This is a genomic window from Burkholderia sp. KL41 (assembly GCF_057005415.2).
The window spans coordinates 2,447,252-2,460,264 of record NZ_CM174447.1; the positions used below are offsets into that span (position 1 = coordinate 2,447,252).

The following is a 13,013-nucleotide window of genomic DNA, read 5'->3' on the forward strand; positions in this document are numbered from 1 at the left end:
GTTTCTTGTCCGGCCCCGGCACGTCATCGAGAATGCCCCGACGGGCTGCGGCCCTGCCTTGTTCCTCAACGTTCCGGACCCGTCGATTCATGCTTCCACTGCGCCTGCTGCGATCGCTGCTCATTGCGTCCCTCATTGCGTTGCCGGCCGCCGCCGCGCACGCCGACAAGCCCGCCACCATCCGCATCGGCGTCGCCCAGCAAGGCGCCGGCGATCCGCCGACGTTCGGCGGCTCGAGCGCCGCCACCGCGCAGTTGCAGCAACAGGTCGAAAAGGAGTTCGCGGCAGACGGCATCAAGGTGGAATGGCTGTTCTTCAAGGGCGCGGGGCCTGCCGTCAACGAGGCGATCGCCAACAAGGCGCTCGACTTCGCGTACCAGGGCGACCTGCCCGCCGTGCTCGCGCGTACGAACGGGATCAAGACGCGCCTGCTGCTCGCCGCGAGCGTGCGCTCGGGCGTCAAGATCGCGGTGCCGCCCGACTCCACGATCCGCTCGATCAAGGACCTGAAGGACCGCCGCGTGTCGATCTTCCGCGGCACCAACCTGCAGCTCGTCGCCGACAACGCACTCGCGAAAAACGGCCTCGGCGAACGCGACCTGCGCGTGATCAACCTCGATTCCGCGAGCTCGCTCGCCGCGCTCGCGTCGAAAGGCATCGACGCGTCGGTGGGCGACTACCAGCTGTACAAGCTGCGCGACGCGGGGCTCGCGAAGATCATCTACGAATCACAGAACGACGGCCCGCAGTTCACGCGTCAGACCCACCTGCTCGTGCTCGACGATTTCGAGCGCGCGCATCCGGACATCGTGCAGCGTGTCGTCACCGCGATCGTCAAGAGCGCGCAATGGTCGTCCGACGAGGCGAACCGCGATGCGCTGTTCAAGCTGTGGGCGAAGAGCGGCGTGCCGGTTTCGTCGTGGCAGGCCGACTATGCGAACCAGCGCCTGAAGGACCGGTTGTCGCCGCTGATCGATCCGTTCTTCGTCGCGCGCTACAAGTCCGTCGCGCAGGATGCGCTCGCGTTGAAACTGATTCGCCAGCCGGTCAACGTCGACGGCTGGTTCGAGCCGAAGTATCTCGACAACGCGCTGCGCACGCTGAAGCTCGAAAACTACTGGCAACGATACGACGCGGCCGGCAAGCCCCTTTCCTGACCCGGACTTTCCCGATGAGCGACACCGCGTTTTCCGTCCCGTCATCCGACACTCGCACGCCCGCCGCGCTCGCCGCGCAGCCGCACCCGGCGGCGCACGTGAAACGATGGTCGTGGCGGCTCGCGCCATGGCTGCTGCCCGCGCTGCTGTTCGCGCTGTGGAGCGTCGGCAGCGCGCGCGGCTGGATCGCGCCGCAGATCCTGCCGCCGCCGGAACGCGTGTTCGACGCGCTCGCGGATCTCGCGACGAGCGGCGATCTCGTGCGTCACACGCTGATCAGCCTGCAGCGCGTGCTGGTCGGGTTCGCCGCCGGCACGCTGCTCGGCTTCGCGACCGGCGTCGCGCTGGGCCTGTCGCGCACGCTGGAAGCCTACGTGCTGCCGAGCTTCAACGCGCTCGTGCAGATTCCGGTGCTCGGCTGGTTGCCGTTCCTGCTGCTGCTCGTCGGCGTCGGCGAACCGCTCAAGTACCTGCTGATCGCGCATGCGGCGCTCGTTCCCGTCACGCTGAGCACGCTGCAAGGGTTTCGCCAGACACCGCCCGCGCTCGACGAAGTCGCCCGCGTATTCGGCTACACGCGCCGCCAGCGCATCGTGCACGTCGTGCTGCCCGCCGCGATCCCGACGCTCGCGACCGGCGTGCGGCTCGCGTTCACGAAGTCGTGGCTCGCGCTCGTCGTCGTGGAGCTCGTCGCGTCGTCCGAAGGGCTCGGCTACCTGATCGTGTACGGGCGGCAACTGTTCCAGCTCGATCTCGTGATGGCCGCCGTGATCGTCGTCGGGGCGGTCGGCCTGCTGATCAACCGGCTGCTCGACGCGCTCGAGGCGCGCCTGCGCCGCGGCGTGCCGTCCGCCTTCCAGGGCTGAGCCACACACCATGCCCGCGCAACCGAAGGAGATTCTCCCGTGACGCATTCCGCTTCGCCGGACGCCGCACCGCCGGCCGTCACGGCCGCCCGCCGCCTGCGTGCGCCCGACTGGCGCGGCTTCGTCCTGCCGCTCGTCGCGCTCGCGCTGTGGTGGGCCATCGCATCCGCGCACCTCGTGAACAGCGGCCTGCTCGTCGGCCCGGCCGACGTGTTGCGCACCGCATGGGCGCAAGCCACGAGCGGCGCGCTCGGCCGCGCGCTGTCCGCGTCGCTCGCGCGCGAAGCCTGCGGTTTCGCGATCGGCGCGGCCGGCGGGCTGCTGCTCGGCACCGCGCTCGGGTTGTCGCGCCTCGCCGCGCGGATGGTCGGCCCGAGCTTCGACACGTTCAAGCAGATCTCGCTGTTCGCGTGGATTCCGCTGATTTCCGTATGGTTCGGCCTCGGCGACGTCGCCAAGGTCGTGTTCCTGTCGCTCGCCGCGCTGCTGCCCGTTGCCGCGCACACCTGCGACGGCATTCATGCGGTGCCGCGCGCGTATGTCGACGTCGCCCGCGCGCTGCGCTACTCGCGGCTCCAGCTCGTGCGCCACGTGATCCTGCCGGCGGCGCTGCCGTCGATCTTCACCGGGCTGTATCTCGGCCTGATCTATTCGTGGCTCGCGACGCTCGGCGCCGAATACCTGCTGGTCGCCGGCAGCGGGATCGGCAACACGCTGATCGACGGCAGCGAGCAGTTCCGGATGGATCTCGTGCTGTTCGGGATCATCGTCGTCGGCGTGACCGGCTGGGCCCTGAACGCGGTCGCACGCGCGATCGAGCGCAAGGTGCTGGCCCGGCGCGGCGACCTGCCGCGCTGATCGCCCTTCCTTTCCCCCTTCCTCAGACCCGCCATGACGACCCTCGCCTCCGATTCGCTCGACATCCTCCACGTGAGCAAGCACTACGCGCAACGCGGCGCCGCGCTCGCCGTGCTCGACGACGTGTCGCTGCACGTGCGCGCCGGCGAGTTCGTCACGGTCGTCGGCGCGAGCGGCTGCGGCAAGTCGACGCTGCTGCGCCTGATCGCCGGGCTCGACACCGACTACGCGGGCGAGATCCGTGCCGGTGCCGAGCGCGTCCGCGACACGTCGCTGCAGCGCGGGATCGTGTTCCAGGATCACCGGCTGTTCCCGTGGCTGACCGTCGCGCAGAACATCGAGGCCGCGCTGCGCAACGCGCCGCTCGACGCGGCCGCGAAGCGCCGCGCGGTCGCCGATCACGTCGCGCTCGTCGGGCTGAACGGCTTCGAGCATGCGTATCCGAACCAGTTGTCGGGCGGGATGGCGCAGCGCGTCGCGATCGCACGCGGCCTCGTGAACCGCCCGCGCGTGCTGCTGCTCGACGAGCCGTTCGGCGCGCTCGACGCGCAGACGCGCGCGCGGATGCAGAACGAGCTGCTGCGCATCTGGGAACAGGAGCGCATCACGATGATCCTCGTCACGCACGACGTCGACGAAGCCGTGTATCTCGGCGACCGTGTCGTGACGATGGCGCCGCGCCCCGGCCGCATCGAGCGCATCGTCGACGTCGCGCTGCCGCGCCCGCGCCGGCGCGATTCACCGGAATTCGCACGGCTGCGCGACACCGTGCTCGCCGGTTTCGACGACGGCGAACCGCCGGGCGACGATCACCCGCGCGGCAAGCGTATCGACCCGCCGCGCCCGCACCGGATCGGCGAATGGCGGCTTGCGTGGTAGCACGCATGGCGCTTCGATTTGCTCAGCACGACGACGCATATCGATCGTCGCCGCGCGCACGCTAAGGTTGTGACGATTCATCGGTTCCGGTTGCGCACGGTCCCTGCTTGAATGGAGACTCGACCGACCCGACTCCAGGAGACTCCCGATGTCCGAAGTCCAGCACGCCGCTCACCCGTCTTCGCATGCTTCGCACGCCGCGCCGCGCACGGCCGCCCCCCCGCTCCAGCTTCGCCAGGTCGCCGGCCGGATCGGCGCCGAGATCGCCGGCGTGCGGCTGTCGGGCACGCTCGACGACGCGACGTTCGACGCGATCCAGGCCGCGCTGCTGCGCCACAAGGTGCTGTTCTTCCGTGGCCAGCACCACCTCGACGACACCGCGCAGGAAGCGTTCGCACGCCGCTTCGGCGAGACCGTCGCCCACCCGACCGTGCCGTCCGTCGACGGCAGCGCGCACCTGCTCGAACTCGATTCCGCACACGGCGCGCGCGCCAATTCGTGGCACACCGACGTGACGTTCGTCGATGCGTACCCGAAGGTCTCGATCCTGCGCGCGGTCGTGATTCCGCCGTTCGGCGGCGATACCGTGTGGGCCAACACGGCCGCCGCCTACGCGAACCTGCCCGACCCGCTGCGCGCGCTCGCCGACACGCTGTGGGCGCTGCATACCAATGCATACGACTACGCGTCGACGCACGTGCACGCCGACGCTGCGCAACTGAAGCGCTACCGCGAAGTGTTCACGTCGACCGTCTACGAAACCGAGCACCCGGTCGTGCGCGTCCATCCGGAAACCGGCGAACGCACGCTCGTGCTCGGGCATTTCGTGCAGCGGCTCAAGGGGCTGTCGGCACAGGATTCCGCGCACCTGCTGCAGGTATTCCACGAACATGTGACGCGTCTCGAGAACACCGTGCGCTGGAACTGGCAGGAAGGCGACGTCGCGATCTGGGACAACCGCGCGACGCAGCACTACGCGATCAACGACTACGGCGATGCGCGCCGTGTCGTGCGCCGCGCGACCGTGCACGGCGACGTGCCGGTCGGCATCGACGGCCGCCGGAGCGTCGTGCTGAAGGGGCCGGGCGCGACGCTGCAATAACGCCCGCGTCACGCGGCGGCGCCGTTCCGTGCGCGCCGCCGCACCTGCCTCCTCCGCCACCGGACACCCGACCATGCCCATCCCGCCACCGGACCGACGCACGCACGCGCAACGATGTCGGCCCCGCACCCCGTTCACTTCCGCCAGGAGCGTCGCATGAGCGCCTTACTCGAACCCGCCGCCGAGCCAATCGACGTGATCCCGCTGTCCGCCCATATCGGGGCGGAAATACGCGGCGTCGACCTCACGCAACCGTTGACCACGCCGCAGATCTCGGCGATTCGCGCCGCGCTGCTGAAATGGCGCGTCATCTTCTTCCGCGAGCAGTTCCTCACGCACGAGCAGCACGTCGCGTTCTCCGCGCAGTTCGGCGAGCCGACTGTCGGCCACCCGGTGTTCGGGCACGTCGACGGGCATCCCGCCGTGTACTCGATCGCGAAGCACCGCAAGGCAACCCGCTTCGAAGGCGAACCGGTGCGCCGCCCGTGGACCGGCTGGCACACCGACGTGACGGCCGCCGTGAACCCGCCGTGGGCGTCGATCCTGCGCGGCGTGACGATCCCGCCTTACGGCGGCGACACGCACTGGACCAACCTCGTGCGCGCGTACGAAACGCTGTCCGCGCCGCTGCGCGGCTTCGTCGACGGCCTGCGCGGCCTTCATCGCTTCACGCCGCCGGCCGGCGCGCGCGCAACCGATGCGTTCGACGACGCGGTCGAACGCCGCCCGCTCGTGACCGAACATCCGCTCGTGCGCGTGCACCCGGAGACCGGCGAACGCGCGCTGTACGTGAGCCCGAGCTTCCTGAAATCGATCGTCGGACTGACGCCGCGCGAGAGCCAGGCCCTGCTCGAACTGCTGTGGGAACACGTGACGCGGCCCGAATTCACGATCCGCTTCAAGTGGGAGCCGCGCAGCATTGCGTTCTGGGACAACCGCGCGACCGCCCACCTCGCGCCGGTCGACATCTTCGATCTCGACTTCGACCGCCAGCTCTATCGCACGACGCTCACCGGCGACGTGCCGGTCGGCCCCGACGGCCGGCCGTCGGTCGCGCTCGAAGGCTCGCCGGTCGAGGCCGCGGCGGCGATCGCGCTCAACTGAACCGGCGGCAGCCGGCGCACCGGCTTTTCCGTCACTTCCGTCACGTCATGCCGATGAATGCGCGGGCCGCGCGTGTGCGCGGCCCGTCCGTCAATCCAGCCAGACCCCGTCGAAGCGGTGCCCGCCGAGCGGCGAGAACGTCAGCCCGTGCACGCGCTTGGACACGGGCAGCGACACGATCGACGTCGCGATCGGCGTGAACGGCACCTGGTCCTTGAACACGACCTGCGCCTGTTCGTACAGCGCCGTGCGTTTCGCGACGTCCGCATTGGAACGCGCGGCGTCCACCAGCCGTTCGAAATCCTGGTTGCACCATTTCGCGAGATTGCTGCCGTGCACCGCGTCGCAACCGAGCAGCGTGCCGAGCCAGTTGTCGGGATCGCCGTTGTCGCCCGACCAGCCGTACAGGATCGCGTCGTGCTGCCCTTCGAGCTTCGCGCGGCGGTTGTATTCGCCCCATTCGTAGCTGACGATCTTCGCGCGCACGCCGATCTTCGCCCAGTCCTGCTGGATCAACTGCGCCATCAGTTGCGCATTCGGGTTGTACGGGCGCTGCACGGGCATCGCCCACAGCGTGAGGTCGAAGCCGTTCGGGAAACCGGCCTGCGCGAGCAGCGCCTTCGCGGCCGCCGGATCGCGCGGCGCATCCCTCAGGCGCGGGTTGTACGACCATTGCGCGGGCGGCATCGGGTTCGTCGCGATCTTCGCGTCGCCGTTGAACACGGTCTTCACGATCGCCGACTTGTCGATCGCGATGTCGAGCGCGCGCCGCACGTCGACGCGATCGAGCGGCGCATGCTGCGTGTTGTACGCGACGAAGCCGACGTTGAAACCCATTCCCGAGAACAACGACAGCTTCGGGTCGCGCCGCACCGTGTCGAGGTCGGCCGGCCGCGGGAACACCGACACCTGGCATTCGCCGGACACCAGCTTCTGCAGGCGCGCGGCCGGATCGGGCGTGATCGCGAACACGAGACGGGCGAGCTTCACGTCGTCCGGCTTCCAGTAGTCCGGATTCGCGTCGTAGCGGATCAGCGCGTCCTTCTGGTACGTGCGCAGCAGGAACGGCCCCGTGCCGACCGGGAACTGGTTGATGTCGGCCTCGCGGTGACGCGCCGCGAGCTGCGACGCGTACTCGGCCGACAGGATCGACGCGAACGCCATCGCGAGATTGCGCACGAACACGACGTCGGGCGTCTTCAGCACGAAGCGCACCGTGTAGTCGTCGACCTTGTCGATGCGTTCGATGTTGCGGTCGAAACCGAGATCGCTGAAATACGGGAAGCTGACCGGATAGGCCTTGCGGAACGGATCGTCCCGATCGAGCATCCGGCGGAACGTGAACACGACATCGTCGGCCTGGAACGGCCGCGTCGGCTTGAACCACGCGGTCGTCTGGAACTTCACGCCGCGCCGCAAATGGAACGTGATCGTGCGCTGGTCGGGCGACACGTCCCAGCTCGTCGCGAGCGACGGTTCGAGATCGAGCGTGCCGCGCTTGAACTGCACGAGCCCGTTGTAGATCGTGAACGTGCTCGCGTCGAAATCGGTGCTCGTCGTGTGCTGGCCCGGATCGAAGCCGGCCGGGCTGCCTTCGGTGCAGTACACGAGCGTCTTGCCGGCGGGCGCGGCAAGCGCCTGCGTGGCCGCGCCGGCGAGCAGCAGCGACGCCGCGATGCAGCGCAGGGCCGTCGCGGCGCGCGGCGGTTTCCGCACGCGAGGCGCGGCGGGCGAAACGAAAGAGGTCTTCATGGTGGCGGAATCGGTGGCTGTCATGCAGATGACGACGGCCGATCTTCGCGCGTCGCCCGCCGATCGCTTACCAATTAATTTCGCGTTGCTTATCGCTGGATCGGCATCCCGCCGCCGCGGCACGGGGATGTCCGTGCGAGCGTCGGGCACGTGGCCCGCGCGGTCTCTTCCGGCCCCGTGCAGGTTCGTCGAAATGGGCGCATCGTATCGGCTGGCCAACGCCGGCGCGCATCCCGTCGCGCCGCCGATTCCAGGAGGACACACCATGCCTGTCAGCCCCGATACGCCTGCTCGCCCGGTGAAGACGCCGGGCCCCGATCACCCGATCACGATCGAATCGCACCCGCGGCGGGTCGTGGTCAAGGCGGCCGGCCGGATCGTCGCCGACACGCGCCGTGCGCTGGCGCTGCGCGAAGCCGCCTACCCGGCCGTGCTCTACATCCCGCGCGAGGACGCCGACCTGACGCTGCTGCTGCGCACCGATCACGCGACCTACTGCCCGTACAAGGGCGACTGCGCGTACTACTCGATCCCGGTCGGCGGCGAACGCGCGGTCAATGCCGTCTGGACCTACGAGGCGCCCTATCCGGCCGTCGACGCGATCCGCGGGCATCTCGCGTTCTATCCGGATCGCGTCGATTCGATCGAGGAAAGCCCGACCGGCTCCGATTGAGCGTCGCGGCAGCGGTTCAGGCAGCGGCTCGTCGAACGCCGGGCGGCCACGCGTGTGAGGCGGCGATTTTTCCGGGGCGGCCTGCCATGCCGCGCCGTTCCGGCCGGGTTTTGGCCGGGTTTTGGCCGGGTTTTGGCCGGGTTTTGGCCGGGTTTTGGCCGCGTTTTGGCCGCGTTTTGGCCGCGCTTTGGCTCGTCGCTGCGCGTTCCGGCTCGTCCCGGCGGGTTTTTGCACCGATCGCCGGAGCGAACGCCCGCAACGCGTCCACCGCTGATTTGCATATGCGCATTCGTTGGTTGGCCGCCGGTGCAGGCGGACGTATCGTCACGAGTCCGGCGCGGGCCGGCCCGTGGCGTGCAGCGCCCGCATCCAGCCCCGCCCTGCGCCGACCGCGTCGCCTTTCGCGCGCGGCCCGCTCCTTCGCCCGCAGGACGCCTCGATGAACGACACACCGCACGCAGACGTTGAACCGACACCGGCGAACCCGCATCGCCGCCAGTGGCTGCAAGGCGCGGCCGCCGGGCTGGCCGGGCTCGCACTCGGCCCGCTCGCCGGCCTGCCCGCGCACGCGCAAGACAGCGGCACGCGGCTGCGCGTCGGCTTCCAGAAATACGGCAACTTCGTCGTGCTCAAGGCACGCGGCACGCTGGAAAAGCGGCTCGCGAGCCAGGGCGTCACGGTGCAATGGCTCGAATTTCCGGCCGGCCCGCAGTTGCTCGAGGGCCTGAACGCCGGCGCGATCGACGTCGGCACGGTCGGCGAGACGCCACCGATCTTCGCGCAGGCGGGCGGCGTCGATTTCGTCTACATCGGCAACGAGCCGCCCGCGCCGCAGGGCGAGGCGATCGTCGTGCTGCCCGATTCGCCGATCCGCAACGTCGCGCATCTGCGCGGCAAGAAGGTGGCGTTCAACAAAGGCTCGAACGTCCACTACCTGCTCGTGAAGGCACTCGAACACGCGGGCCTGACGTATGCCGACATCCAGCCGATCTACCTGACGCCCGCCGACGCGCGCGCCGCGTTCGTGCAGCGCAACGTCGATGCGTGGGTGATCTGGGATCCGTACCTGGCCGCCGCCGAGCGGCAGATCGGCGCGCGCGTGATCGCGAACGGCGAAGGGCTCGTGCGCAATACGCAGTACTACCTCGCCGCACGAAAATACGCGGCCGCTCATCCGCAGGTGCTGCGCGCGCTGCTCGACGAAGTCGACGCGGTCGACCGCTGGGCACGCGACCATGTGGCGGAAGTCGCCGCGCAACTGTCGCCGCTCGTCGGCCTCGACGCGACGACGCTCGAAGTCGCGCTCAAGCGCGCCGGTTATGGCGTGCAGCCGATCAGCGACGCGACGCTCGCGTATCAGCAGAACATCGCCGACGCGTTCAGCGCGCTGAAGCTGATTCCCGGCAAGCTGTCGGTGGCCAGCGCACGCTGATGCACTGCCGCCGCCGGCGCACGATGCGGCCCGCGTGCGTCAGCGCGCGGGAGCCGCGCCGATGCGTCGCCATTCGTCGTAGTCGGTGACGAGGCCCGCTTCGTCGACCGCGAAATCGGCCGCATACGTGCCGCTTTCGTAGCGGTACACGTGTTCCGCCGTGCGGGTATAACGCTGCTCGCCGCGCACGAACTCGAATTCGGGGAAGCGCAGCCACGCGGTATGGATCACGGCCGCCTCGCCGACGGCCAGCCCGAGCCGCCGGATCGGCAACGTGTTCGTCGACGGGCTGAAACCGAGATCGATATCGGTCGCGCCCGCGAGCGCCGGTACGTCGACGCCGTCGATCGTCCAGCGCCCTGCGTCGCACGCGATATCCCGCTGCCGTGGCGGCTGCGTGCCGCCCCACTGCGTGATGCGTGCCGCGCGCGTGAGCCAGTCGGCGCTGCACGAGATCGCGTAATCGACACGAAACGGCGCGCCGTCGATCGCGCCCGACACCGACCCCGACAGGCCGACTCCCGTTCGCGACTCGACGAGCCTGCACCATTCGGCCGCCTGCCAGGTCTGCACGATCTGCCATGCGACGCAGCGCGTGCGCACCGCTTCATCCTGTTGCGTCATGTCGTCGTCTCCAGTCGATCGCACGGAAGCCGATTGTCGCCCATCGCACCGGCGAACACACGCGGCTTGCGCAACCGATGGTCAGTATCGGGTCGCTCCACACCTGCATTCAGCCGTGCTTTGGTACCATCCGTCGATCGGCATCAACCGGAACCGGACAAGGGGCGCGACTTCATGGATTTGCTGGCGACGATGCGCATCTACGTCAGGGTCGTCGAGCGCGGCACGATGTCCGGCGCGGCGCGCGATCTCGACATGGGCCAGCCGGCCGTCAGCGAGCGCATCGAACGGCTCGAGAAGCATCTCGGCACACGGCTCCTGATGCGCAGTGCGCGCACCCTCGTGTGCACGGAAGAAGGCCGGATCTTCTACGACCGCAGCAAGGCGCTGCTCGAAGCGGCCGACGACGCGGTCGCTTCGGTCTCGAAGACGGAAACCGCGCTCGACGGCACGATCCGGCTCGCGGCGCCGCAATGCTTCGGCGAGGTCGTACTGCCGGGCGTGCTGATGCATGTCCGCACCGCGTATCCGGGCCTGCACATCGATCTGGTCCTGAACGACGACATCGTCGATCCGGTCACGGAAGGCGTCGACATCTCGATCCGCGTCGGACAGCTCGGCGACGGCGGGTTCGTCGCGCACGCGGTCGGCGCGGTAGGCCGCCGGCTCGTCGCCGCGCCGTCGTATCTCGACCGGTGCGGCCCGATCGACACGGCGGCCGATCTGGCGAACCATCCGTTCATCCGCGTGAAAGGCGTCTTCGCGAGCGAACGGCTGCCCGTGCAGCAAGACGGCGGCCCGCTCGAATACGCGCGCATCCGCACGATCATGACGACGAGCCACTGGCGGCCGATGTTCGACACGATCGCGGCGGGCGGCGGCATCGGCGTGGTCCAGCACCCGGCCTGCGCCGACGCGCTCGCGGCCGGCACGCTCGTCGAGCTCCTGCCGCGCTACACGATTCCCGACTTCGCGCTCAACGTGCTCGTCCACGCGCAGCGGCCGCTGCCGCCGCGCGTGCGGGCCGTCGTCGATCTGCTGAAGCAGGACATCCCGCCGCTGCTGGCCCGCGCCGCCCGCTGACGACGGCGGCCGCCGTCAAGCCTGCAGCGACTTCCCCGGCTCCTTCACGTGCGCGTCGACTTCCATCTGGTAGAAGCGCGCGCTGACGAAACCGAACAGCGTCCAGCCCAGGAACACGCACAGGCCGCCGAGCATCAGCGCCTGCTCGCCCGAGCTGAACAGCGCATAGAAGCTGTACGCGGTAGCCACCATCGCGATCACGTTCGTCAGCAGCGCCTTCGCCGGCGGCACCTTCGCGACCTTCTGGATCGTGATCAGCGCGGCCATCGACATCACGTAAGGCACGAGGTTCGTGACGACGGCCAGATCGACGATCTTCTGGAACTGGCTGCTCAGTTCCGGGCTGATCGTCATCAGCGCGAGCGCGACCTGCGCGACGAGCAGGATCACCATCCCGACGATCGGCGTGCCGGTGCGGGTCGCCTTCGCGAACACCGGCAGGAAATAACCGACGTCCGCCGAACTCTTGAACACCTGCGCGACCGTGAACTGCCAGCCGAGCAGCGAGCCGATGCACGCGATCACCATCAGCGCGGTGACGATCGTGCCGACCGTCGGCGTGAACATCGTCGCGAACGCGATGCCGAACGGCGCGTTCGACTTCGCGAGGATCGCGTTGGGCACGATCCCCGCGATCACGTTGGTCGACACGATGTAGAAGATCGCCGACGCGATCGTGCCGCCGAGTACGGCGACCGGCACGTTGCGCTCCGGATTCTCGACCGCGTCCGAGTTCGCACACGCGGATTCGAGCCCGAGGAACGCCCACAGCGTCACCGCGATCGAGCTGCTGACGGCCGGCCCGAACGGCAGGTTGTTCGGATTCCACGCGGCGCCCCAGGTCGCGCCGCTGAACCAGAACCAGCCGATCAGCGACACGGCGACGACCGGAATGATCACGCCCCACACAGTCACCGCGCCGATCCGGCCGGTGATGCGCGAGCCGCCGAAGTTCGCGACCGTCGTCAGCACGAGCAGGAAGATCGTCCACAGGCACGTCTGCAGCGGCGACAGCGTCGCGTCGAACAGCACGGTGCCGTAGCCGACTGCCGTCACGCCGATCGCGACGTTGGCGATCACCAGCGACAGCCCGTACGTGTAGTTCGCCATGTAGTTGCCGGCCTTGCCGAATGCGTATTCCGCGTAGCCGCCCATCCCGCCCGGCTTGCGGCTCAGCATTCCGCAGCGCGCGAACGCATAGGCCAGCGCGAGCGAGCCGCCGGCCGTGACGATCCACGACAGCAGCGAGATCGTGCCGACCTGCGCGAGCTTCGACGGCAGCAGGATGATGCCGGAGCCCATCATGTTGACCGCCGTGAGGATGGTCAGCTGCCAGACGTTCATCCGGTTCTTCGGCGCGGCCGCCGTGGCCGCGTCGGACATGCGCGCTGCGTTTTCCATGATGTCGATCCTTCGATGTGAGGCCGCCGCGCGGCCGGTCGCCTGCTCGCGTGTTCGCGTGTTGACCCGCTCGCCCGGCCGG

General features: G+C 69.0%; 12 protein-coding genes. 9 read left to right on the forward strand and 3 right to left on the reverse strand.

Annotated features, from left to right (window positions below):
* Positions 1-89: 89 nt before the first annotated feature.
* The 6 genes from PQB87_RS28345 (at position 90) to PQB87_RS28370 (ending at position 5,966) form a co-directional block, all read left to right on the forward strand.
* Positions 90-1,157: an ABC transporter substrate-binding protein gene (locus PQB87_RS28345; protein ID WP_489243041.1), complete on the forward strand. Its 1,068-nt coding sequence runs from the start codon at positions 90-92 to the stop codon at positions 1,155-1,157.
* A gap of 14 nt (positions 1,158-1,171) precedes the next feature.
* Positions 1,172-2,023, forward strand: coding sequence for an ABC transporter permease (locus tag PQB87_RS28350; protein WP_489243042.1), 852 nt, complete (start codon positions 1,172-1,174; stop codon positions 2,021-2,023).
* Positions 2,024-2,062: 39 nt separating this feature from the next.
* The gene (locus PQB87_RS28355; protein ID WP_489243043.1) at positions 2,063-2,881 is read left to right on the forward strand and encodes an ABC transporter permease; all 819 of its coding nucleotides are present in this window, start codon (positions 2,063-2,065) and stop codon (positions 2,879-2,881) included.
* Between the two features lie 33 nt (positions 2,882-2,914).
* The gene (locus PQB87_RS28360; protein WP_111943633.1) at positions 2,915-3,760 is read left to right on the forward strand and encodes an ABC transporter ATP-binding protein; all 846 of its coding nucleotides are present in this window, start codon (positions 2,915-2,917) and stop codon (positions 3,758-3,760) included.
* A 148-nt stretch (positions 3,761-3,908) separates the two neighbouring features.
* Entirely contained in the window at positions 3,909-4,862 is a 954-nt protein-coding gene (locus PQB87_RS28365) for a TauD/TfdA dioxygenase family protein (RefSeq protein WP_226215790.1), read from the forward strand.
* Between the two features lie 156 nt (positions 4,863-5,018).
* Complete coding sequence (locus PQB87_RS28370) at positions 5,019-5,966, forward strand: TauD/TfdA dioxygenase family protein (RefSeq protein ID WP_021162895.1); 948 nt, start codon at positions 5,019-5,021, stop codon at positions 5,964-5,966.
* Positions 5,967-6,056: 90 nt separating this feature from the next.
* Here PQB87_RS28370 and PQB87_RS28375 read toward each other — a convergent pair whose 3' ends face one another.
* Positions 6,057-7,718, reverse strand: a complete 1,662-nt coding sequence (locus PQB87_RS28375; protein ID WP_489243044.1) for an ABC transporter substrate-binding protein — start codon at positions 7,716-7,718, stop codon at positions 6,057-6,059.
* Between the two features lie 265 nt (positions 7,719-7,983).
* Between PQB87_RS28375 and PQB87_RS28380 the strand changes: the two genes are divergently transcribed.
* Together PQB87_RS28380 and PQB87_RS28385 are read left to right on the forward strand one after the other, a co-directional pair.
* On the forward strand, positions 7,984-8,391 hold the full coding sequence (locus PQB87_RS28380; RefSeq protein WP_048026487.1) for a DUF427 domain-containing protein: 408 nt from the start codon (positions 7,984-7,986) through the stop codon (positions 8,389-8,391).
* A gap of 439 nt (positions 8,392-8,830) precedes the next feature.
* A complete protein-coding gene (locus PQB87_RS28385; RefSeq protein ID WP_489243045.1) occupies positions 8,831-9,823 on the forward strand; it encodes a sulfonate ABC transporter substrate-binding protein in 993 nt (330 codons plus the stop codon).
* A 39-nt stretch (positions 9,824-9,862) separates the two neighbouring features.
* Here the strand turns inward: PQB87_RS28385 and PQB87_RS28390 are convergent, their stop codons facing one another.
* A complete protein-coding gene (locus PQB87_RS28390; protein WP_489243046.1) occupies positions 9,863-10,447 on the reverse strand; it encodes a putative glycolipid-binding domain-containing protein in 585 nt (194 codons plus the stop codon).
* Positions 10,448-10,621: 174 nt separating this feature from the next.
* Between PQB87_RS28390 and PQB87_RS28395 the strand changes: the two genes are divergently transcribed.
* Positions 10,622-11,530 (forward strand): LysR family transcriptional regulator, encoded by a 909-nt coding sequence (locus PQB87_RS28395; protein ID WP_301860492.1) that lies wholly within the window; start codon positions 10,622-10,624, stop codon positions 11,528-11,530.
* A gap of 15 nt (positions 11,531-11,545) precedes the next feature.
* On the opposite strand, the gene potE is transcribed toward PQB87_RS28395, so the two are convergent.
* Positions 11,546-12,931: a putrescine-ornithine antiporter gene (gene potE, locus PQB87_RS28400; RefSeq protein WP_489243047.1), complete on the reverse strand. Its 1,386-nt coding sequence runs from the start codon at positions 12,929-12,931 to the stop codon at positions 11,546-11,548.
* Positions 12,932-13,013 lie beyond the last annotated feature (82 nt).

What these genes read in the sequence shown, in the direction of transcription:
- PQB87_RS28365 (WP_226215790.1), top strand. Translation starts at nt 3,909, where the DNA reads ATGTCCGAAGTCCAGCACGCCGCTCACCCGTCTTCGCATGCTTCGCAC.
- PQB87_RS28395 (WP_301860492.1), top strand. Translation starts at nt 10,622, where the DNA reads ATGGATTTGCTGGCGACGATGCGCATCTACGTCAGGGTCGTCGAGCGC.
- PQB87_RS28345 (WP_489243041.1), top strand. Translation starts at nt 90, where the DNA reads ATGCTTCCACTGCGCCTGCTGCGATCGCTGCTCATTGCGTCCCTCATT.
- PQB87_RS28350 (WP_489243042.1), top strand. Translation starts at nt 1,172, where the DNA reads ATGAGCGACACCGCGTTTTCCGTCCCGTCATCCGACACTCGCACGCCC.
- PQB87_RS28390 (WP_489243046.1), bottom strand. Translation starts at nt 10,447, where the DNA reads ATGACGCAACAGGATGAAGCGGTGCGCACGCGCTGCGTCGCATGGCAG.
- PQB87_RS28385 (WP_489243045.1), top strand. Translation starts at nt 8,831, where the DNA reads ATGAACGACACACCGCACGCAGACGTTGAACCGACACCGGCGAACCCG.
- potE (WP_489243047.1), bottom strand. Translation starts at nt 12,931, where the DNA reads ATGGAAAACGCAGCGCGCATGTCCGACGCGGCCACGGCGGCCGCGCCG.
- PQB87_RS28380 (WP_048026487.1), top strand. Translation starts at nt 7,984, where the DNA reads ATGCCTGTCAGCCCCGATACGCCTGCTCGCCCGGTGAAGACGCCGGGC.
- PQB87_RS28370 (WP_021162895.1), top strand. Translation starts at nt 5,019, where the DNA reads ATGAGCGCCTTACTCGAACCCGCCGCCGAGCCAATCGACGTGATCCCG.
- PQB87_RS28360 (WP_111943633.1), top strand. Translation starts at nt 2,915, where the DNA reads ATGACGACCCTCGCCTCCGATTCGCTCGACATCCTCCACGTGAGCAAG.
- PQB87_RS28375 (WP_489243044.1), bottom strand. Translation starts at nt 7,718, where the DNA reads ATGAAGACCTCTTTCGTTTCGCCCGCCGCGCCTCGCGTGCGGAAACCG.